At 60.9% G+C, this 21,979-nt stretch carries 14 protein-coding genes; 3 read left to right on the forward strand and 11 right to left on the reverse strand.

Features of this window, described 5'->3' with window-relative positions:
* Positions 1–79 precede the first annotated feature (79 nt).
* Positions 80–256, forward strand: a complete 177-nt coding sequence (locus VQ071_RS13370; RefSeq protein WP_340514506.1) for a hypothetical protein — start codon at positions 80–82, stop codon at positions 254–256.
* A 30-nt stretch (positions 257–286) separates the two neighbouring features.
* Here VQ071_RS13370 and VQ071_RS13375 read toward each other — a convergent pair whose 3' ends face one another.
* The 6 genes from VQ071_RS13375 to VQ071_RS13400 form a co-directional block, all read right to left on the reverse strand.
* Positions 287–871 (reverse strand): histidine phosphatase family protein, encoded by a 585-nt coding sequence (locus tag VQ071_RS13375; protein ID WP_340514507.1) that lies wholly within the window; start codon positions 869–871, stop codon positions 287–289.
* An 89-nt stretch (positions 872–960) separates the two neighbouring features.
* Positions 961–8,838: an S-layer homology domain-containing protein gene (locus VQ071_RS13380; RefSeq protein ID WP_340514508.1), complete on the reverse strand. Its 7,878-nt coding sequence runs from the start codon at positions 8,836–8,838 to the stop codon at positions 961–963.
* A 177-nt stretch (positions 8,839–9,015) separates the two neighbouring features.
* Positions 9,016–12,075, reverse strand: a complete 3,060-nt coding sequence (locus VQ071_RS13385) for an ATP-binding protein (protein ID WP_340514509.1) — start codon at positions 12,073–12,075, stop codon at positions 9,016–9,018.
* Complete coding sequence (locus VQ071_RS13390; protein WP_340514510.1) at positions 12,072–13,226, reverse strand: response regulator; 1,155 nt, start codon at positions 13,224–13,226, stop codon at positions 12,072–12,074. The genes VQ071_RS13385 and VQ071_RS13390 overlap by 4 nt, the downstream gene beginning before the upstream one ends.
* A 322-nt stretch (positions 13,227–13,548) precedes the next feature.
* A complete protein-coding gene (locus tag VQ071_RS13395; RefSeq protein ID WP_340514511.1) occupies positions 13,549–14,772 on the reverse strand; it encodes an amidohydrolase in 1,224 nt (407 codons plus the stop codon).
* Entirely contained in the window at positions 14,765–16,024 is a 1,260-nt protein-coding gene (locus VQ071_RS13400) for an amidohydrolase family protein (protein ID WP_340514512.1), read from the reverse strand. The genes VQ071_RS13395 and VQ071_RS13400 overlap by 8 nt, the downstream gene beginning before the upstream one ends.
* 123 nt (positions 16,025–16,147) lie before the next feature.
* On the opposite strand from VQ071_RS13400, the gene VQ071_RS13405 reads away from it, so the two are divergent.
* A complete protein-coding gene (locus VQ071_RS13405; protein ID WP_340514513.1) occupies positions 16,148–17,065 on the forward strand; it encodes a LysR family transcriptional regulator in 918 nt (305 codons plus the stop codon).
* Between the two features lie 19 nt (positions 17,066–17,084).
* Here the strand turns inward: VQ071_RS13405 and VQ071_RS13410 are convergent, their stop codons facing one another.
* From VQ071_RS13410 to VQ071_RS13430, 5 genes are all read right to left on the reverse strand, one after another.
* Positions 17,085–17,477 carry a winged helix-turn-helix transcriptional regulator gene (locus tag VQ071_RS13410; RefSeq protein WP_340514514.1) on the reverse strand — a complete coding sequence of 131 codons (393 nt, stop codon included), beginning with the start codon at positions 17,475–17,477 and terminating at the stop codon, positions 17,085–17,087.
* 136 nt (positions 17,478–17,613) lie between these two features.
* Entirely contained in the window at positions 17,614–18,171 is a 558-nt protein-coding gene (hxlB, locus tag VQ071_RS13415) for a 6-phospho-3-hexuloisomerase (RefSeq protein WP_340514516.1), read from the reverse strand.
* 4 nt (positions 18,172–18,175) lie between these two features.
* Positions 18,176–18,808 (reverse strand): 3-hexulose-6-phosphate synthase, encoded by a 633-nt coding sequence (hxlA, locus tag VQ071_RS13420; RefSeq protein WP_340514517.1) that lies wholly within the window; start codon positions 18,806–18,808, stop codon positions 18,176–18,178.
* A gap of 135 nt (positions 18,809–18,943) precedes the next feature.
* The gene (locus VQ071_RS13425) at positions 18,944–20,017 is read right to left on the reverse strand and encodes a sensor histidine kinase (RefSeq protein WP_340514518.1); all 1,074 of its coding nucleotides are present in this window, start codon (positions 20,015–20,017) and stop codon (positions 18,944–18,946) included.
* 1 nt (position 20,018) lies between these two features.
* On the reverse strand, positions 20,019–20,705 hold the full coding sequence (locus tag VQ071_RS13430; protein WP_340514519.1) for a response regulator transcription factor: 687 nt from the start codon (positions 20,703–20,705) through the stop codon (positions 20,019–20,021).
* Positions 20,706–20,905: 200 nt separating this feature from the next.
* Between VQ071_RS13430 and VQ071_RS13435 the strand changes: the two genes are divergently transcribed.
* Complete coding sequence (locus tag VQ071_RS13435; RefSeq protein WP_340514520.1) at positions 20,906–21,943, forward strand: DJ-1/PfpI family protein; 1,038 nt, start codon at positions 20,906–20,908, stop codon at positions 21,941–21,943.
* Positions 21,944–21,979: the final 36 nt, after the last annotated feature.

Genomic DNA, 21,979 nt, shown 5'->3' on the forward strand with positions numbered 1-21,979 from the left:
CTTTCTGTTCGACATGCGTCCCCAGATTCCTGCCTTGCTCGCCAATTTTCGAAGCGCAGGCGGGGAGGCAGGGCGGAGGGTGCGGCGGCAAGGTATCCGGCTTCGCGATATGGAGACGCTCGCCTTGTCGAATATAGCGATCTATGCGATCCATGGCGCCGGCGGCGGCTACGGCACACTCAAAGTGGTCGCGCCTCCTTCCTATGCAGAAGCTTTCCGGCAGTTTCTTGGGGACATGATACGTCTCTACCGTTAACAAAAAAAGAGAGGCTGTCTGCCTCTCTGCTTAAAAAAGCTCAATGTCTCTGCGGGGGATCTGCTCGGACCCGTCCGTCCATATTCTCTGAATTGTGGGCTGTGCTTCTGTCGGGAATGCGAGATGGAAAACATCCGGGTTGGATAAAGCCTCCCATTCCTCAAACCCGATGCGGTCGTCGAAATGCTTGAGCAGAAGCGCTATGAGGTTGCCGTGCGAGACCAGCACAATGTTTTGTTTGTCGCGCTCCAGCGCCTCCAGGACGACGCGAATCGCGCGGCTCATCGCCGCACGGCTGGACTCTCCGCCTTCATAGCAAATATCCAGATCATCGAATGTGTGGCGAAGCCGATCGCGCCAATCCGGATCGCTCCCGCTCGACAAGACCCGCTCACTCAAGCGGTCGTCCAATACAACCTCCATGCCGATCTGTTCGGCCAATGGCGCGATCGTGCGGCAAGCCCGCTCGTACGGGCTAGAGACGATATAATCAATCTCTTGGCCGATCAGAAATGCAGCCAGCATCTCCGCCTGTCGCATGCCCGACTCGGTCAGCCTGGCGTCAGGCTCCTGCCCTTCCGCCTTGCAATGCCGCACGATATATAAGTTTTTCATCCGAGCTCCTCCCCCGTAGGAAGAATAACTTGGATTTTAGTATGGCATAGACCGGAACGCTGTGCCAGGCTTGCGAGCCGTTCGCTCTATTAAATCAGACCGGATTGCTGCAAAAGTCTCTGCACAATCGCCGCAACTTCGGCGCGGGTCATGTTTGCCTTCGGCGCAAGCTTATGCGCGCTTCTACCGCTCACGATGCCCGCCTGCACGCTGTATGACACGCCGCTGCGCGCCCATGCGGATACGCCTCCCGCATCCTCGAACATTTGAAGCGTCGCATCCGCCGGCGAAGCGGCCAGCTTGTCTGTCAGTCCGGTAACTTCCATCGCTCTGGACAGCATCGTCATCGCCTGCTCCCGCGTGAGCTTCTCGTTCGGGCGGAATGTGCCGTCCGCAAAGCCGGCAATCAATCCGTACGCTGCCGCTGTCCGGATCGCACCTTCATACCAGGAGCCGGACGTTACGTCATTGAATGGATTGGCACCGTCGTTCAATTTCAACCCGAGTCCGCGCACGATGATCGCCGCGAATTCCGCACGCGTAACGTCCGCATCGGGATTGAAGCTCGTCTCGCTGATGCCATTGACAACAAGACGCGATGCCATGTCGTTAACGGCGCCCTGTGCCCAATGCCGCTCCATGTCCGCAAACGCCAACGAATTCCAGATTACGCCGTACGTGCTGTTGGTCAGGCTGTTGATGACAGCGTAGTACACTCCGTCGACAATCTGAACCTGAGTCGGCACATGCCTGACGCTGCCGTCCGCTTCCACGACAACGCCGGTCGTGATCTTGGACGGGTCGATACCCTGCGGCAGCGCGACGGTGCGTTGTACGTATGCGGTGAACCGAGTGATCTCGATCGTCTTCCCGCCATAGGTGCCGGCGACCTTGAAGTCGACTGGCGGAGCAATGACGGTAAATCCGCGATCCGCTGCCGCTCTGGCCGCCAACTGTTGCATCGGATTCGTCGTCTCCGCGATCGTCACTTCGATTGTGATGTCCGCAAGCTTCGATTGTCCGCCCAGCTGCCTGGCCACATCGTCGAGGTTGATCTGGCGGCTTGGCAGCGTGTAGCTGCCTCTGTCCGTCTGAATAACGAGCGTAGCCTCGAGTTCTTGCATGTTTTTGACGGTTTGGGCGCCCAATTCTCCGACAATGACGTCCGAGCTCGACCGCACTGGAATCGTCACGACGGCATGCCGGCCTTCCGCCTCCAGCTTGCGCTGCAATCGGTCGGGATCGACGGCGATTCGGGTTGTCTTGATGCCCTCGACTTCACTGGTCGAGGCCTTGCCCGCATTCTCCGCCTTGCCGTTCACCCATACCTCTACCGCTTGCTCCGTATTGGCCGGGATCGTCACATCGTTCGGATACGACGGATTCACCGGATTCGTGGTAAAGCTGATCGTAACCGTCGCCCCGGCCGGCCGCGAGCCTGTGGCTGCCAATCTGACCTTGACCGTATGCGCGCCGGACAGATCCGGCAAGCTCGCACCGTCATACCTGACGAACGGTCCCCCATCCATTGCGTATTCCATCGTCATATCAAGATGAAGGATCGCATTGTTGACATCGTCCGCCGCGACTTCAGGCGCCGCAGGACGGGATGCAACGACGAGCGACTGTGCCGACGAATCGGCCGTCGTCTTGCCGTTGCCCTGCTTGACGATGGACAACGTCTGGCCGATCCAATCGCCGGCCAGCGCCAGTTCGCCGCTGCCGTCCGCCGTCGCGATCGTGCCGTTCACCGTGTACTTGCCATTCGGCGTCAGACCCGTCAGCTTCTCGCCGACGTAGTCGATCTCCGCCGTCGGCATCACTTCTGGTGTCGCCGGTGTTCCCGACAATGTCACCGTCACGGACTCCGTTGCGAATGTCGTCGCAGTCGCTTTAGTGCGCACTTCGTATGTGCCAGGCAGCAGATTCGCCACCGTCGTGCCGGTGATGCTCGTCCATCCGCTATCGGCGCTGAGCTTGTATTCCATCTCGCTCGTCACACCCGTCAGCGTGCCGTCGCCCGCGCCCGGATACGACTCGTCCGTATGGTTTACACCCGTCGGTGCTGTTGCTCGCGACGGTACCGCGAGCGACTGCGCAGCCGAGTCGGCCAGATTCGTGCCGTTACCCTTCTTCACGATCGACAGCGTCGTGCCGATCCAGCTGCCTTCCAGCGCCAGCTCGCCGCTCGCGTTCGCCGTCGCGCTCGTGCCGTTCACCGTGTACTTGCCATTCGGTGTCAGACCCGTCAGCTTCTCGCCGACGTAGTCGATCTCCGCCGTCGGCGTTACTTCCGGTGTCGCCGGTGTTCCCGACAATGTCACCGTCACGGACTCCGTTGCGAACGTCGTCGCAGTCGCTTTAGTGCGCACTTCGTATGTGCCAGGCAGCAGATTCGCCACCGTCGTGCCGGTGATGCTCGTCCATCCGCTATCGGCGCTGAGCTTGTATTCCATCTCGCTCGTCACACCCGTCAGCGTGCCGTTGCCCGCGCCCGGATACGACACGTCCGTATGGTTTACACCCGTCGGTGCTGTTGCTCGCGACGGTACCGCGAGCGACTGCGCAGCCGAGTCGGCCAGATTCGTGCCGTTACCCTTCTTCACGATCGACAGCGTCGTGCCGATCCAGCTGCCTTCCAGCGCCAGCTCGCCGCTCGCGTTCGCCGTCGCGCTCGTGCCGTTCACGGTGTACTTGCCATTCGGCGTCAGCCCTGTCAGCTTCTCGCCGACATAGTCGATCTCCGCCGCAGGCGTCGTTTCCGGGGTCGCAGCCACGCTTGCGATCGTCACCGTGACCGACGCTGTTGCGAACGTCGTCGCAGTCGCCTTCGTTCGCACTTCGTATGTGCCAGGCAGCAGATTTGCCACCGTCGTGCCGGTGATGCTCGTCCACGTACTATCACTGTTGAGCTTGTACTCCAGCTCATTCGTCACACCCGTCAGCGTGCCATCGCCCGCGCCTGGATACGACTCGTCCGTATGGTTTACGCCTGTCGGCGCCGCTGCCCGTGACGGTACCGCGAGCGATTGCGCAGCCGAGTCAGCCAGGTTCGTGCCGTTGCCCTTCTTCACGATCGCCAGCGTCGTGCCGATCCAGCTGCCTTCCAGCGCCAACTCGCCCCTCGCGTCCGCCGTCGCGCTCGTGCCGTTCACGGTGTACTTGCCATTCGGCGTCAGCCCTGTCAGCTTCTCGCCGACATAGTCGATCTCCGCCGCAGGCGTCGTTTCCGGGGTCGCAGCCACGCTTGCGATCGTCACCGTGACCGACGCTGTTGCGAACGTCGTCGCAGTCGCCTTCGTTCGCACTTCGTATGTGCCAGGCAGCAGATTTGCCACCGTCGTGCCGGTGATGCTCGTCCACGTACTATCACTGTTGAGCTTGTACTCCAGCTCATTCGTCACACCCGTCAGCGTGCCATCGCCCGCGCCAGGATACGACTCGTCCGTATGGTTTACGCCTGTCGGCGCCGCTGCCCGCGACGGTACCGCGAGCGACTGCGCAGCCGAGTCGGCCAGGTTCGTGCCGTTGCCCTTCTTCACGATCGCCAGCGTCGTGCCGATCCAGCTGCCTTCCAGCGCCAGCTCGCCACTCGCGTTCGCCGTCGCGCTCGCGCCGTTCACGGTGTACTTGCCATTCGGCGTCAGCCCCGTCAGCTTCTCGCCGACATAGTCGATCTCCGCCGCAGGCGTCACTTCCGGTGTCGCAGCCACGCTTGCGATCGTCACCGTGACCGACACTGTTGCGAACGTCGTCGCAGTCGCCTTCGTTCGTACCTCGTACGTACCAGGCAGCAGATTCTCTATCTTTGTGCCGGTGATGCTCGTCCATCCGCTATCGCTGCTGAGCTTGTACTCCAGCTCATCCGTCACACCCGTCAGCGTGCCATCGCCCGCGCCAGGATACGACTCGTCCGTATGGTTTACGCCTGTCGGCGCCGCTGCCCGCGACGGTACCGCGAGCGACTGCGCAGCCGAGTCGGCCAGGTTCGTGCCGTTGCCCTTCTTCACGATCGCCAGCGTCGTGCCGATCCAGCTGCCTTCCAGCGCCAGCTCGCCACTCGCGTTCGCCGTCGCGCTCGCGCCGTTCACCGTGTACTTGCCATTCGGCGTCAGCCCCGTCAGCTTCTCGCCGACATAGTCGATCTCCGCCGCAGGCGTCACTTCTGGCGTCGCAGCCACGCTTGCGATCGTCACCGTGACCGACACTGTTGCGAACGTCGTCGCAGTCGCCTTCGTTCGTACCTCGTACGTACCAGGCAGCAGATTCTCTATCTTTGTGCCGGTGATGCTCGTCCATCCGCTATCGCTGCTGAGCTTGTACTCCAGCTCATTCGTCACACCCGTCAGCGTGCCGTCGCCCGCGCCCGGATACGACTCGTCCGTCTTGCCCACACCCGTCGGCGCCGCTGCTCGCGACGGTACCGCCAGCGACTGCAAAGCCGAGTCGGCGAGATTCGTGCCGTTGCCCTTCTTCACGATCGACAGCGTCGTGCCGATCCAGCTGCCTTCCAGCGCCAGCTTGCCGCTCGCATCCGCTGTCGCGCTCATGCCGTTCACCGTGTACTTGCCATTCGGCACCAGACCCGTCAGCTTCTCGCCGACGTAGTCGACCTCCGCCGCCGGCGTCGTTTCCGGTGTCGCAGCCACGCTTGCGATCGTCACCGTGACCGACACTGTTGCGAACGTCGTCGCAGTCGCCTTCGTTCGTACCTCGTACGTACCAGGCAGCAGATTCTCCACCTTTGTGCCGGTGATGCTCGTCCATCCGCTATCGGCGCTGAGCTTGTACTCCAGCTCATTCGTCACACCCGTCAGCGTGCCGTCGCCCGCGCCCGGATACGACTCGTCCGTCTTGCCCACACCCGTCGGCGCCGCTGCTCGCGACGGTACCGCCAGCGACTGCAAAGCCGAGTCGGCGAGATTCGTGCCGTTGCCCTTCTTCACGATCGACAGCGTCGTGCCGATCCAGCTGCCTTCCAGCGCCAGCTTGCCGCTCGCATCCGCTGTCGCGCTCATGCCGTTCACCGTGTACTTGCCATTCGGCACCAGACCCGTCAGCTTCTCGCCGACATAGTCGACCTCCGCCGCCGGCGTCGTTTCCGGTGTCGCAGCCACGCTTGCGATCGTCACCGTGACCGACACTGTTGCGAACGTCGTCGCAGTCGCCTTCGTTCGTACCTCGTACGTACCAGGCAGCAGATTCTCTACCTTTGTGCCGGTGATGCTCGTCCATCCGCTATCACTGTTGAGCTTGTACTCCAGCTCATTCGTCACGCCCGTCAGCGTGCCGTCGCCCGCACCCGGATACGACTCGTCCGTCTTGCCCACGCCCGTCGGCGCCGCTGCCCGCGACGGTACCGCGAGCGACTGCGCAGCCGAGTCGGCCAGATTCGTGCCGTTACCCTTCTTCACGATCGACAGCGTCGTGCCGATCCAGCTGCCTTCCAGCGCCAGCTTGCCGCTCGCGTCCGCCGTCGCGCTCGTGCCGTTCACGGTGTACGCTTCACCCGGCACCAGACCCGTCAGCTTCTCGCCGACATAGTCGATCTCCGCCGCAGGCGTCGCCTCCGGCGCTGCCGGCGTTACGCCTGCAGACGCCGCGGATGCCGCCGAGTCGCCCGCAGCGTTCTTCGCTGTTACCGTGAACGTATACGCGGTTCCGTTCGTCAGGCCGGTCACCGTGATCGGACTCGCCGTTCCCGTAGCTGTCGCTCCGCCCGGGCTGGCCGTGACCGTGTACAGCGTGATCGCGCTGCCCCCGTCGCTGGCAGGCGCCGTGAAGCCGATCTCCGCCCGGCCGTCTCCGGCCGTCGCCGTCACGCCTGTCGGTGCGCCCGGCACAGCAACGGGCGCCGCTACCGACAGCGTCGCAACGTCCGAGATCGTCTCCGACGATATAGCTCCTTTCGTCACGAGACGATACTGATTGCCGTTCATGCCTGCCGTCGCCGCGTTAATGCTCAGCGTCGCGGTCGTAGCCCCGCTGTATGTCCCGTTGTTGCTGATCGGGACGAATGTCGTCGACGGCGCTTGCTTCACCTGCCATTGATACGTCCACGCACCCGTGACCTGGGCTTCCAGACTGGTGCTCTCCCCCGCCTGAACCGACTTGTCCGTCGGCTGGCTCGTGAACGACGGCGGACTGGTGCTGGCGGTCATAATCGTGGCGCTGTATCCGGACATGACGAACCGGCTGCCGTCATGCAGCGCATTCGTCACATAGACGGACACGGACGGACTCTCCGCCGTCCATGTCTGTCCGTTGGGAGAAGACAATATCGTATTCCGATAGCCTGCGGCGACATAATATCCGGCACCGTAAGCGACTGTCGTCAGATCTATGCCGGACGTCGTCTTACGTTCAGTCCAGGTCAGTCCGTCGGGAGAAGAAAATATATACGAGTTGCTGCCTACTGCGACGAATAGATTGTCTCCGTATACGACATCGTTCAGATTGACGCTGATGCCGGGCATCGAGACCGCCGTCCAGTTCACTCCGTCCGTTGAGTAGGCCATTTGATAAGCTACTTGCGACACAATGGTGCGGGTGCCTACTGCGATATACACGCCGTTGCCATAAGCAAACGATTTGATCGTAGAGTTGCTTAGTTGCGAAGGGAACGTCTTCTTGACCCAGACGCTGCCGTCGGTGGAGGTCAGATAAGTGCCTTTGGTGCTCCCCGCCATGAAGCGGCCGTTCACATAATCGACGCCGCTCAGATCCTCCGTCGTGACCGGCGTTGCCGGACTCCAGGAATAGGCGTCGAGGGAAGTATAGATCTTGCCCCCTTTGCCGACGGCTACATACTTCTGCCCGCTGTATGCGATGCTTGAGAAGCTGACGCCGGAGACCGTATTCAAGCGTACGGTCCAATGACGCAGGTCGCTGGAGGTCATGATGGCACCCGAAGCCGAAAATAAACTGTTGTTGTTGACGACGACGGCTACATACAGACCATTGTTCTCGAGCATGTCGAGAATAAGCGGCGTCGCTACCGTCCAGGCGATGCCGTCCGTGGAGTACGCAATGATGCCGCCGTCGCCGACCGCGACGAATTTGCCGTCGCCGAACACCACGTCTCTCGTCGTGCTGGTGCCATTGCGGATTTGCTTCGTGAACGCGATTCCGTCGGTGGACGTATACACATTTTCTCCGTAGCCCATCAATACGTACTTGCCGTTGCCATAGTCCGAATCGATGATCGAATCCGTCGTTCCGATGCTGGTCCAGCTCGTACCGTCCGCAGAGCGATAGCTGTTGGTTGAGCCTGTCGTAACGAAAAATTGTCCGTTCATCATCCGGATGGAGGCAATATTGGCCGTATTCGTCAGTATGGACTTGGCGCCGCTCCAGGTCGCTCCTCCGTCCGTCGATTCGTACACCTTTCCGGCAATGTCGCCTACGATATATTTGCCCCCGCCATAGCCGATGCTCGTGAGCTCCGCCGTCGATGCTTTAATGTAGATCGCGTTGTTCTTCGTCCATGTCGTGCCGTTATCGGAGGACATCAGCAATCCGTTCGCGCCTGTCGCCCAGAACTTCCCGTTCAGATATTGGATTTCGTACAGCCCGCCGGATATGCCCGTACTGACTTTTGTCCAGCTCAGCGCATTGCTCGAATACACGACGGCGCCGGATGTGCCGATTGCGACGTACATATTGTTGCCGTATGCGACACTTACCAACTTCTCGGTGACACTCAAGTTATGAATAACGCCCGTCCACGTTACACCATCCGTAGAAGTCGTTATCGTAGCACTTTCTCCGACCGCCACATATTTCCCGTCCCCATACGTGACGGAGGTCAAACCAACGATATTGGTGTATGCGTTGTGAATCGGCGCATGCACATTTTCCCACTTCAAGGCGCCCGCTGCCGCGGCCCTGCCCGCCGGCCACCCGATCGCCGCGCTGCACACCAGCAAGCATATTGCGATCAGACTGAATTTACGATAGACACGCATCTTTATTTCTCCTCTCGGCACTGCCTTCATATGTGAGTTTCATCCGTTCTTCGAATGAGATCAGCATAGCTGACGGCACCTTAAAGAAACCTTAAAAAACGACAATTTACTCCATGCAAAAAAGGCTCCCGCCATCGTCAGGCGAGAACCTTCGTTGCGTCTATATGGGCTCGGAGCCTAAGATACCATCGACGAAGCCGGGATTCGCACCGTTACCTTCGTTCCGGCGCCCGGATCGCTTTGCACCTCCAATTGCACCCCGTACTCATGCTTCAATCGTTTGCTGATATTGAGCAAGCCGACGCCCTGCGGCCCGTCCGATTGCGGGCGCTCCAGCAGCCCATCCAACCGATCCGGCTCGATGCCGACACCGTCGTCCGCGACGACAAACCGCCACTCTCCATCCGCCTCGATCGCCGAGAAATTCACCGTACCGCCCTCGATGCGGTCGCCGATGCCGTGACGGATCGCATTCTCCACGAGCGGCTGCAGCAAGAGGGGCGGTATTCGCAGTCCGAACGCGGCTTCTGCGATGCCGGTCTCGAACCGGATCCGATTTTTGAATCGCGCCTGCTCGATATCGACATACGCCCGGATCAGCTGATACTCCTCGTCGAACGGGATGCGCCCCTCCGCATTGCTGAACCGGAAGCTGCCGCGCAGGTAATCGGCCAGATCCGTGATCATTTTGCGCGACCGCTCCACATCCGTGTAGCTCAAGGCCACGATGCTGTTGAGCACATTGTACAAAAAATGCGGCTTGATCTGCGATTGCAAAAAGGCCACCTCGAGATGAATCGCTTTGGCGAGCGACGCCTTCATCGCCAGCAGGCTGCCGATCCGCGCCTTCATCTCCTCGATATCGAAGGGCTTGGGCAAGTAGTCGTTGGCCCCCGCCTGGAAGGCCACTACCTTGTCCTTGGGCTGGATCGCCGCCGTCACCATCAGCACGGGCAATTCAAGGAGCGAGTAGCGCTTGCGGATCTCCTGGCACACCTCGTAGCCCGACATGCCCGGCATCATGAGATCGAGAATGACGAGGTCGATCCGGTTCGGTCCGTCGATCTGCGCCAGCGCCTCGTACCCGTTCTTGACCGCGATCACCCGGTAGTCGAGCGATTGAAGCGCGTCCAGCAGCACTCTCAGATTGACGAATTGATCGTCGACGATCAGCACGGTATGCTCCCCCTGACGATTCGAATCGTAGGGCGTGACAAATGAATATTCGGTCTGCTTGGGCGTGATCCGGTCGTCCGTACGGACCGCTCTCGCTTCCTTGCCCCGATCCGCGACCGGCAGCGTGAAGGCGAACGCCGAGCCGCCCCCTCGCGTCGAATCCGCTCTGAGCGTGCCTCCCTGCAGCTCGACCAGCTGCTTCGCGATGGACAATCCCAGTCCGAAGCCGCGCCGTGCCGCGCTGTCGCTCGATTTGAACGGCTCGAATATGTAGGGAAGGTCGCCCGGGTCGATGCCTTCTCCCGTATCGCGTACGGTCACTTCGATCATGCCGCCCTGCTCCGCCGCCGTCACGACGATGCTGCCGTTCTCCGTATGCTTGACCGCATTGTCCAGCAGATTGCCGATGATCTGGCTCAGCCGTATCTCGTCGGCGAGCGCTGCGGACAGACCGGGAGGTACTTGGTTCGACAGCTGTATGTGACGTTCGAAGCACTGATAAGCGTAGATGCGCACCTGGACCTCCACGGCCGACCGTACGTCCGTCGGTGCGGGCTCGATGCGGAGCTCGCCCTGCTTGAGCTTCGAGAAATCCAGAATATCGTACACAAGCTGCGACAGCCTGCTTGTAATCCCGCCGATCAACTCGATCTTCTCCCGTTGGCCCGGCGTCGGCGGATGTGCGGCATCCTCGAGCAAGGACCGGGAGATGTTCATCACGCCGTGAAGCGGCGACTTGAACTCATGAGACGTCCGCAGCAGGAAGTCGTCCTTCATCTTGTCCGCTCTAAGCAGCTGCCCCGACAGGTCCTCGATCTTGCGGAAAGCGTTCGAAAACCGGAGCGACATGAGCAGCGCCAGCATCAATAGTACGAGGAACGGCTCGAACGGCGCGAGCGTATACACCTCCACGCCGAAGTAGATGTTCATGTTCTGCTTCAACGTCAGTACGTTCAGGGCGATCGCCGCCAGCAGCAAGTACCGGCTCCCCTCGACCTTGTGCAGGGCGGCCAATACGAATATGTAGGTGGCATACAGCAGCGAGAAGAGAACGTACAGCGTCGTCAGCTGCCGCAGCAGCACGGACAGCATCGTCGACATCTCGGTCGCAAAGCCCAAATACAGGAGAGCGAGCGTCCATCCGGCGATCAAGGTGCTGCGGACAAGCCTTCTGGAGCAAAACGGACGGAAGGCGGTGTACACGTACAGGCAAAAACCGAAGCCGCCCCCGAGCGCCGAGATCATCTGCAGGCGCAGGTAAAGCCAGAACGGCATCTCGCCGACCGCATCGAACAGCACCCGCTCGCCTCTGGTGCTCGTGAACATAGCGATGCACATGCACATCAAGCCGAATACGAGCAGAGAACGATCGTGCTTGCGCTGCGCGTACAGCCCGACGAAGTAGAGGCCCATGATGAGAAAGGCGGTAACGGTCACCCAGTCGTGCGTCAGCGCCCGGTCCCTTAGCCCCGCGATTTGCTCGGACGTCCCCAGAAAAACGGAGTCGTTGATCCCGCTGCCGCCGGTAAAGTCGTAGTTGGCAACTTGGAAGAGAAGCTCGTTCCAGCCCGGCTGCAGCTTGAAATAACTCACATAGGGCTTGTTCAGCGCGAAGTAATCCCGCTTGTCCGCCGGATTCCCGCTGGAGCCGACCGTCTCTCCGTTGACGATGAGCCGATTCGAGATTTGCACGGACGCCGTTTTTAACCCGTACATCTTCTCGGCGGTATCGCCCAGATGCAGCCGCAGACGATATGTGGCCATCCCGATCGTCTTCATCCGGCTCGACCACGTGCCGGGCACTTGGATGGACGTCGCGGACGAGACAGCGGCGGAGCGCACAAAGTCTTCGTGCGTCAGCAGCCGGCCCGGATAAAACTCCCACTCTCCGTCCAGCGGCACGACTCCGTCCTGCGCGAACGACCAGGAAGTCAGATCCAGCGCTCCGCTGACCGCGATCGGCGTCTGATGCCGTTGACTGGAAATGTAGGCAAACATCAAGCCATAGGTGGCGAAAAGGATGGAAAAGGTGACGACGACGGCAGCCCATTTTTTTCTCATCGGACGCCTCGTGCCAGCCGTTCTGCAGGATGAATCGATTGCCGGATCAGACGGACCGTCTCCTCCTCCAGCTCCGCGCCCAACTGGACCCGCACCGCTTGCTCCAGCTGGAGATAGACGCGCAGCGCCTCATTGCGGTTGCCCGCCGCCATATGCAGCTGGATCAGCTCGCGGCCGTCCGCCTCCGAATCCGGCGCCAGCGTCAGGATGCGCTGGATGCTGTCGACGGCGAGCGCCGCATGGCCCCGGCTATGAAAATAAGCATGCCATCCCCGAAGCGCGCGAATATACGCAGCCTTGATCTCCAGCTGCCTGGGAGCAGCCCAGCCGTAATCGCAGGCTTCCATATATTCGCCCTTGAACAACCGGTTCAGCCGGTCGTATTGCCGATGATCCGTGTGGGCCTCTGACACCGCGGCGCGCAGCATACGCTCGAATGCCGACACGTCGGCCGTCAATCCGTCGCACGCGGCAATGAAGCCTTGATCGGTTTTATGGATCTGAATCGGGATGCCATAGTCGGCCAGGCTTTTTCTCAAGTAGGACAAGCAAGTATACAAATACGTCTTGGCTTTGTTCAGGTCGTATCCGGGCCACAGCGCTTCGATGATCGATGCGGTGTTCACGGGCCTTCCCTCGTGGTGGACGAGATACGCGCAAAGCTCTCTTTCCTTCTTCGTTCTCCAAGTCATGGAATGACTGTGGTCCGGCGATTGGATATGGAACCCGCCCAGACACCGGATCGCGAAGGGAGCGTCCGTATGCCGGAACGCCTTCATCGACGATGCGGCCAGCGACTGCTCGATGCGATCGACCGCATGCTGCAATCTCTCCTTCGTGACCGGCTTGAGCAGATAGTCGGTCGACTGAATCTCGAACGCTTCCACCGCATACTCCGCATATGCCGTCGTGAATACAACGGGAATGTGCGGCGATGTTTGCCGGATCGCTCTCGCGACTTCCGTCCCTTTCATGCCCGGCATCTGATTGTCCAGCAGCACCGCATCGACAGCCGTATGCGCTGCGGCGTCGATCGCTTGCATCGGATTAACGTATCTGCCGACAACCTCGACGCCCCCGATCTGGCCGAGCAATATCTCCAGCAGATCCAACGCATCTTCTTCATCGTCCACGAGCAGCACTCGAATCATCGTGGCCAGGCTCCTCTTCACTTTAATAGACAACCACTTCAGGCTCGTATACATACTATTTCGACAATCAGGCATGATTTCTTTTATTTTTGTCGAATTCGAAAAAGAAAGCTTGCTCCCCGGTCAATCCGGCAGCAAGCTTCAGTATACATCTTCATAGCGGCTCGTATTGCAATGCTCCTGGCACGGCCCGATCGGACTATACGGACGGCTGCTCCGCCCGATGCAGGTCCGCCAGCTTGACGGCAAGCCCCTCGTGCAATCTCGAATGCCCGGCCGGCATAACAAAAAGAGACGCACAGTGCGCGTCCCCCATTCGCTGCTATTCAATTGTCCCCGCTGCGATCCCGCCTCTGAACATCGTAGCGGCACGCTTCGATCTTCTCGCGACCGCTTCGGCCGAGCATGAAGCTTCGACGAGTACCATATCCGCATCGTCTCCGACCTTGGGCCACGCGACTTCGCCATCCTCGTCCAACGGCATTGTGCCGCCGGTGATGAAGGGCAGTGTCCGGGCTAACGCCCGCTCATCGGCCCATCCCGACAATTCGGCCAGACGTCCGGCGCGTTCCAGTATGTCCCCGTTGCCGAAGGGCGACCACACATCCATAATATTGTCGCAGCCGACGGCGACCGCGACCCCCTTCCTGCGCAGCAGGCCGACCGGCGGAAACCTTCGGTTGATCGGTACGCTGGTAATGATTGCGACGCCTGCATCCGCCAGCAGCGCTCCCATGTCTTCCGCCTGCGCCTGCGAGATGTCCCCCAGCGCGAAGGCATGGCTGACGGCAACCTTGCCTTGCAAGCCGGCTTCTATCGTCAGCTGAGCCAATCGCTTGATCGTAAAGATGCCGAGATGGTCGGCGTCGTGCAAGTGCAGGTCGATGCCCGCATTGCCTGCTACGGCGAGCTCCACCATCTCCTGCAGGGAAGCTTCGGGATCGCCGTCCACCGTGGCCGGATCGACGCCGCCGACAAGACTCGCGCCTTGGCGAAGGGCTTCCCTGACCAGCTGCTTCGACTTGGATCGCAACAAACCGTGCTGCGGGAAAGCAACGATCTCGGAGGACAGCTTCCCTTCGAACGTCTGCAGCGCCCGCTTCACCTGCTCCAGGTTGTCCAAGCCGACCTCCGGATACACATCGACATGCGTGCGCACATGCGTGACGCCCGACCTCGAATAAATATCGAGCAGCCGCTCCGCACGCATTTGCGTCGGCGTCGATACAGCAGACAGCACTTGCTTCTCGATCTCCAGCCGCTCAAAGATGCTGCCGGCCGGTGTTGTCGCGCGCCAGCGATCGCCAAGCAGCGTTTTGTCCAGATGACAATGCTGTTCGACGAATGAAGGCAGCGCCAGCAGCTTTTTCGCATCCAGGACTGAATGTTCATCCGACACGGGTTCTACTGCCGGGACGATCTTCGCCACCTTCCCGTCCTGTATCAGGAGATGACGGCATTCGGTCCGAGTACCCGCGATCATACCGTTTTCCACTTGATATCCCGTTTCCAGCAGGACATTGGTTAACCAGTAGGTTTTATTCAACGAATCTCATCCTCTCTGCATGCTGCGCTCCAAGCTCTCCGGCCACTTGATTCCCCTGAAAAAATACCGCGACCCGCCCGGCTCTGCGGGCGACCGCTTCGGCGGAGCAGCTGGCAGCAACGAGGACGAGATCGGCATCGTCTCCGGCATTCGGCCACAAGCGCCGCCCTTGCGGATCTAATGGGGTTACGCCGCCCGTAATATACCGCAGAGCTTGCCCGAGGGAACGTTCGTCCCTGAGGCCGAACCGCTCCGCCAGGATGCCCGCTTTTTCAAGGCTGTCGCCTTTGCCGAACGGAGACCAGTGATCCGTGATGCTGTCGTCGCCGAGAGATATCCGCAGCCCCTTGTCGGACAAGAGCGGGATCGGAATGGTCTTCCCGAGCGGCACGGAGGAGGTGATCGTAATCCCCTGACGCGCCAGCAGCTCCGCAACCCGGCCTGCCTCTTCGGGCGGAATATCGGCCAATGCCAGCGCATGACTGATGTTGACTCTGCCCTGCCAACCGGCCTCCTCCGTCAACGCGGCCAATCGCTGAAAGGTAAAAATGCCGAGCTGGCCCGGATCGTGGATATGAAGATCGATGTCCGCATCCGCAGCCACCGCAAGCTCCATGACCGTGTGCAGCGACTTCTCGATATTGCCGTCCACGGTTGCGGGATCGACGCCCCCGACGATGCCGGCCCCGCTCCGCAGCGCTTCCCTTACGAGCGATACGGATTGGCTGCGCAGCAGCCCATGCTGCGGAAAAGCCACGATTTCGACCGCAGCCCTTCCTTTATAGGTTTCTGCGGCCTGAAGCGTAGCCTCCAGATTTTTAAGTCCGACGATAGGATCGACATTGCAATGTGTGCGGATACGGGTCGAGCCGGCCTGAATGAGCAACTCCAGCAGCCTCTCCGCCCGCTCCCTGGCAACGGGCAGCAAGCGCGGCAGCAGCTTCCGCTCCTCCTCCAGCCTCGTCCATATGCCCCTCGCGGCAATCGTCGGCGCCTTCCACGGGCCGCCATAGTAGGTTTTATCCAGATGAATATGCATATCGCGGAACGCGGGCAGCATAAGCGCCCCATTCGCATCCCGCCTGGGCACATTCGTCTCCAGCGGCTCGTCCGCGGGAACGATATCGCTTATTTTCCCGTCTGCGATCTGTATATGGAACAGCGCCGTCTCTGTCCCGGCTACGGTGCCGTTGTCGTACCGATAGCCGGTTTCCAGCCGTACATTCGTCAACCAGCAAGCCTTTTCCGCCATTTCAGTTCCTCCTTCGCCGCATGCTTAACAAGTATGCTAACATGAAGGAAGCCAAACGAAAAATATATTAAAAATAAGCGATCCATATGATTTCCGTATATATGAGAAGGAGCGTCTGTCACGATGGATATCAAGCAGCTGCGCTATTTTATCGCGATTGTGGAGGAGAAAAGCATATCGGCCGCGGCGAGGAGACTGCATCTGTCCCAGCCGCCGTTAAGCCAGCAGTTGAAGGCCATGGAGGAGGAGCTCGGCACGCTGCTGGTCGAGAGAAGCGGCAAATCCATGGAAGTCACGGATGCGGGAAAAACGTTGTACGCCTATGCGCTGCAAATGGATCAGTTGATGCAGGAGGCGAAAATGGAGGTGAAGGAAGTCGGAGACGGCGTGAACGGCCGGTTAACGATGGGGGTCAATACGTTCTCGGTTGCCGACTTGTCCGATATTTTGCATCGATTCCAGCAGCGTTATCCGAAGGTGACCTACAAAATTCAGCAAAACGAGTCCGCTCACCTGTGCCGGCTGGTCCGCGACCGGGCCATCGAATTCGCATTCGTACGGCTGCCGCTGGAACTGGACGACTTCTCCGTCGTCCATCTGTACACCGAACCGTTTTATTGGATCGCTTCCCGGAGCCGTCAACGGTTCGGACACGATGGGGTGACACTCGCGGACCTGATGAACGAGCGGCTCCTGCTGCCGAGCACACAGGGGTTGGGCGTGCATTATGCGATCCTGGAAGCCTACTCCAGGCTCGGTCTGCATCCGCCTATGGCGGGCGAATGCTCGGACATCGCGCTGCTGATGGAGCTGGTGGCGACTGACTTCTGTTCGTCGATCGTTCCGGAGTCGCTGCTTCACCAGTACCGGAAGTTCCCCGTTCAGGCGTACAAAATCGCGCCGGCCGTCGGGATGTCTTCCCCGCTCGGGCTGATCTGGCTCAAAAATCATCGCCTGTCCAACACGGCCCGGAACTTTATCGACCTGTTCAGGAAAGAAGGAACGTACATGCAGCGACGTGCGCGTGAGGAAAAAAATTAGCGTTGGCTGAACGCGACGGTCACGCGTCTGCGGTGGCGGCTTCGGAGCCCGGTCGGCCTTCTTTCCAGATGACCTGTTCTCCGTAGCTTTTGCCCCAATTGTACATCATCTTCAATACGGGAATGAGACTCTCGCCATGCTCCGTCAACGTATATTCTACCCGGGGCGGGACGACGGGGTACACTTTGCGGAAGACCAGCTGATCTTCCTCCAGCTCGCGCAGCTGATTGGTCAGCATTTTTTGCGTAATGTGGGGAATCAACTTTTTCAGCTCGCTGAACCGTTTGGTCCCTTCCAGACCGAGATGCCACAAAATGATTAATTTCCACTTGCCTCCGATTACGGCCAGCGTCAATTCCTTCTCGCAGTTGATCGTCGTCAAGTCGATCCGATCTTTGATCTCCGTCGCCATCGTCATCCCCTCCTCCCGACAGTATACAATGAGAGACTACAGGATGTAAAAGTTTATACCTGCCATTTGGAAACTAAAGAAAAGCCCCCGCCATAAACGGCGGGGACCAGGTCAGGCATACGGCCGGCGAGGAGACTTATTCCAGGTTGGCATGCCTGCCGTACATCCGGTCGGCATCTTGCCCCTGTCTGTCCATCAGGCTGAGGATGACGGCGTCGTAAAAGATCAGCAGCGTCTGTTCGAACAGCGAAGCCATCGGCTGAATCGACGCAGAGCTGCCGCTTGCCTGAGCCTTAGGCGAGCCCGGCAGCTTCACTACCGCGTCCGCCAGTCTCCCGATCGTCGATTCGGGCGCGATGGTGACGGCCACGAGTGATGCGCCGAGACTTTTCGCCTGTTGGGCCATCGGGATCAGGCTTCTCGTCTCCCCCGAGCCCGTCCCGACGATCAGGACATCGCCCTGGTCGATGCCGGGCGTGATCGTCTCGCCGACCACATAAGCGCTGATCCCCGCATGCATCAGCCGCATGGCGAATGCCCGTCCCATCAGCCCCGATCTTCCTGCGCCGACGACAAATACACGGTTCGCTTGCAGCAGGAGGTCGGCCAATGTCCCGGCTTCCGCGTCGGCGATTAGCGCTGCGGACCGCTGGAGCTCCTTGACGATCTCGGCGGCATAGTTGATCGCTGCCATGCGGTCAGGCCAGGCTGACCAATCGTTTCATCTCGGCCGCTGCGGCCTTCTTGTCCGCCTCGCCGGTAATGCCGCCGCCGACAATGACGAGATCGGGCTGGGCTTTGATGACTTCCGGCAGCGTGTCCAGCTTGATGCCGCCCGCAATCGCCGTTTTGGCTTGTTTGACGACACGTTTGATCGCCGTCAGCTCCTCGAAGGAGTTTTTGCCTGCCGCCTGATGGTCGTAGCCGGAGTGGACGCAGATGTAATCCACGCCAAGCGCATCGATCTCTTGGGCCCGGCCTTCAATGTCCTTCACATTGATCATATCGACCATAATTTTTTTGTTTTGCTTCCGCGCTTCCTCGACGGCGCCCCGGATCGTCGAATCGTCCGACGCGCCCAGCACGGTGATGATATCCGCTCCCGCCTCGGATGCTTTCATGACCTCATAGCCGCCTGCGTCCATAATTTTCAGATCGGCCAATACGCGCAGCGACGGGAATGCCGCCTTGATTTCCTTGACCGCTCTGAGCCCCTCGTTGATGACGACAGGCGTGCCGATCTCCACAACGTCTATATACTCCGCCACTTCCGCGACGACTTGCTTCGCTCCGGGGATGTCTACAAGATCCAGCGCCAATTGAAGCTCCATGGAATGATCTCTCCTTCAGAAAAGTTGTTGTTGCTTGGCTCTAGCCTATTGTAGTGTCATCCCCGTCTTTGCGTAAGTAGGCACTTTGGCGTGAGGGAGTTACCTGGAGGATACTATGGCGCAGCGAAGTGTTCGCTAAGCGCCGGGCAGCCATCCCGACAGCAGCGCTCCCCCTTCGGGGTGGTTGCCCGCAGCCAGCTCTCCCCCGTGACGCCGAAGGATGCGGCGCGAGATCGTCAGCCCCAGTCCGGCGCCGCCCGTGGACCGGTTCCGCGATTGTTCGCCCCGGTACAGCGGCTCGAACGCGCGGGGCAGCTCCTCCGGGCCGAAGCCCGGCCCCGTGTCCCGGATCGCGAAGCGGATGCTGTCCCCTTGCCTGCGGCATTGCACGACAATCGAGCCGCGTACAGGCGTATGCCTCGCGGCGTTGTCGAGCAGATTGGCGAAGGCGCGCTCCAGCAGGTGGGCATCCCCCCGAACGGCGCATTCCTCCTCGGCCAGCGCCGGGATGACGGCGATTTCCTTGGCGCGGGCCAGCGGGCCGAGCCCCTCGACCGCCTTGTGCAGCACGAGCCGAAGATCGATCCGGCTGTCGTCCGTCTTCGTCTCCGTCTCCGCCTCCGTATATTCCAGCTTGGCGAAGGCGAACAGATCCTCGACCAGCCGGTCCAGCTGGACCGACTTCTCCTTGCAGACGGCCACGTACTTCGCCATCTGCTCCGGCGATTGGGCGATGCCCTGCTCCAGCCCGTCCAGATAGCCTCGCAGCGCGAACAGCGGCGTCCGCAGATCGTGGGCGACGGCGGCGATGACGAACCGCCGCTCCTCCTCCAGCTCCGCCTGCTTGCGATGCGAGCTGCGCAGCCCCTCCAGCATCGCCTCGAAGCCGTCGCGGACATCGGCGATCTCCGCGATCCGCGAGGCGGGCAGCCGGACGTCCCAATCGTCCCCGCCGATCCGGCGGGCCGCCAGGCCGAGCTTCTCGAGCGGCGTCAGAATATGCTTGCGCAGTCCGAGCCCGATCAGGCACAGCGCGGCGAGCAGTCCGACGATCATCGCCGTGATCTGCTGCCGGCTCAGCGGCTCGTTATGGCCGAGGTGAAAAGATCCGTTCTCGGCGAGGCGCACGGCGAGCAGAAGCGTCCAAGGCAGCGCAAGCAAAATATACAGGCCGATCAAAGCGTACGTGCGAATGCGCAGCCTTCTCATGTCAACCTCCCTCAAATCGGTAGCCGACGCCCCAGACGTTGACCAGGCAGCGCGGATGCTCGGGATCGGCCTCAATCTTGTCGCGAAGCCGGCCCAGATGGACGCGGATCGTGTGCTTGTCGCCGACGCCGTCCCAGAACCGGTTCAGCAGCTGCTCGTAGGTGAAGACGAGCCTCGGGTGCTCCGCGAACCATCGCAGCAGCTCGTATTCCTTTGGGGTCAGGGAGACGCTGACGCCTGCCACGAACACCTCTCTCGCGGACAGGTCCAGCTTCAGACGCCCGTACGTCAGCACCTGCTGCGCCGTCTCCGTCCGGGAGCCTGTCCGCCGGAGCACCGCCTTCACCCGGGCGACGATCTCGCCGGGCGAGGCGGTCTTGACGATGTAGTCGTCGCCGCCGAGCGTCAGTCCCCGGATCTTGTCCACGTCGTCCCCCCTGGCGCTCAAGAACAGAATCGGCACGTCGCTCTCCGCGCGGATGCGGCGGCACAGCTCGAAGCCGCTCTGACCCGGCATCATGACGTCGAGCACGATGCAGTGAACCGGCTGCGCCTGAAGCGCGGCCAGCGCGGCGGCGGCGTCATGAGCGGTCAGCACGTTGTAGCGTTCATTCTCCAGAAAGTCCCTTAGCAGATCGACAATGCTCGGGTCGTCGTCCACGACGAGCACCGTATGGGTTTCAACCATGATCATCCCACCTTCGCCTTCAGTTTATCACGTTGCCGGTCCAGACCCATCGTGCGACGCATTTTGTGACGGGATGTTTACCGATCTGTTACCTTTTGGCCCCTACGTTCGGGATATTCGGCTGTTAGGCTTCATATAGCGCGCTGCCGGCGTTGCTCGCGACGTCCCGCGCCAGCCCAGAACTACAGGAGGATACCTATATGCTAAACGTGCAAATTGTGCTTTTCGACGGCTTCGATCTGCTGGACGCCCTCGCGCCCTACGAGGTGTTCGGCGCAGCCGCGATCTATTCGGATAACGCCGTAACTGTGGAGCTTGTCACCGCCGAAGGACCGAGGTCCGTCCCGAGCGGCACAGGCGGGCTGCGGATCGAGGCGAGCGGCCGGCTCTCTCCGGGGCGCGGCGGCATCATTCTCGTGCCCGGCGCCGCCGGCGGCGTAGACGGCGACGGAGACGATACCGTCCCGGCGATTCTCGGGCGGGCCATGCTCACGGACTTGACCGGGCTGATGAGGCAGGTGCTGGACCGCCCGGACGTCCTGGTCGCCACCGTATGCGGAGGCTCCCTGCTCCTGGCGATGGGCGGGCTGCTGGAGGGCCGGCATGCGGTCACGCATCGTCTGGGCATGGACATATTCGGAGCGACCGGCGCCATCCCCGTCCCGGCGCGGGTCGTCGACGACGGCAGCCTGGTTAGCGGAGGCGGCGTCACCTCTGGACTCGACGTCGCCCTGTACCTGGTCGATCGCGAGCTGGGGCCGCGCATCGCCCACGAGGTCGAGCGGCTGTTCGAATACGAGCGGAGAGGGACGGTGTGGCGGGCGCACGGGCTGGCTCCCGTCATGCGCCCGCCGGCCGTAGACGAGGAGCGGACGAGCGAAGCCGTCGTCCCGGCGGATGCGGCGGACGCCGCTACGGCTAGCGTCGGCGAGCGCTCGTTCGTCTTCGACGGGGAGTGGGATACGACGATCGCGACTCCCGTCGGGAAGCTTGCGGTCAGGCTCTCCATCGCCACCCGCACCGGCTGTATTCAGGGCACCGCCACGCAAGGCGGGGAGACGGTCGAGCTGCTGAACCCCTCAATGGCGGGCGACAAGCTGTCATGGTCGATGCGGGTCTCGAAGCCGATGCGCCTGAATCTGAAGTTCGAGGTCGCCGTCGACGGGGATCACATGATCGGCAGCGCCAAGGCCGGCATTCTGCCGGCATCCAGGTTAACGGGCCGCAGGCTGCGCTGATGCAGGCACTGCGGCAGGAAGACGCCAAAAAGGGGA

Origin of the sequence: Cohnella sp. 56, assembly GCF_037963805.1 — a bacterium.
Classification (GTDB): Bacteria; Bacillota; Bacilli; order Paenibacillales; family Paenibacillaceae; genus Cohnella.

Excerpts from the sequence above, each read along its gene's own strand:
- hxlB (WP_340514516.1), bottom strand. The coding sequence starts at position 18,171 with ATGGCAGCGATCAACTATGCCGCCGAGATCGTCAAGGAGCTCCAGCGG.
- VQ071_RS13385 (WP_340514509.1), bottom strand. The coding sequence starts at position 12,075 with ATGAGAAAAAAATGGGCTGCCGTCGTCGTCACCTTTTCCATCCTTTTC.
- VQ071_RS13375 (WP_340514507.1), bottom strand. The coding sequence starts at position 871 with ATGAAAAACTTATATATCGTGCGGCATTGCAAGGCGGAAGGGCAGGAG.
- VQ071_RS13390 (WP_340514510.1), bottom strand. The coding sequence starts at position 13,226 with ATGATTCGAGTGCTGCTCGTGGACGATGAAGAAGATGCGTTGGATCTG.
- VQ071_RS13435 (WP_340514520.1), top strand. The coding sequence starts at position 20,906 with ATGCTAAACGTGCAAATTGTGCTTTTCGACGGCTTCGATCTGCTGGAC.
- VQ071_RS13430 (WP_340514519.1), bottom strand. The coding sequence starts at position 20,705 with ATGGTTGAAACCCATACGGTGCTCGTCGTGGACGACGACCCGAGCATT.
- VQ071_RS13425 (WP_340514518.1), bottom strand. The coding sequence starts at position 20,017 with ATGAGAAGGCTGCGCATTCGCACGTACGCTTTGATCGGCCTGTATATT.
- VQ071_RS13400 (WP_340514512.1), bottom strand. The coding sequence starts at position 16,024 with ATGGCGGAAAAGGCTTGCTGGTTGACGAATGTACGGCTGGAAACCGGC.
- VQ071_RS13410 (WP_340514514.1), bottom strand. The coding sequence starts at position 17,477 with ATGGCGACGGAGATCAAAGATCGGATCGACTTGACGACGATCAACTGC.
- VQ071_RS13380 (WP_340514508.1), bottom strand. The coding sequence starts at position 8,838 with ATGCGTGTCTATCGTAAATTCAGTCTGATCGCAATATGCTTGCTGGTG.
- VQ071_RS13405 (WP_340514513.1), top strand. The coding sequence starts at position 16,148 with ATGGATATCAAGCAGCTGCGCTATTTTATCGCGATTGTGGAGGAGAAA.
- hxlA (WP_340514517.1), bottom strand. The coding sequence starts at position 18,808 with ATGGAGCTTCAATTGGCGCTGGATCTTGTAGACATCCCCGGAGCGAAG.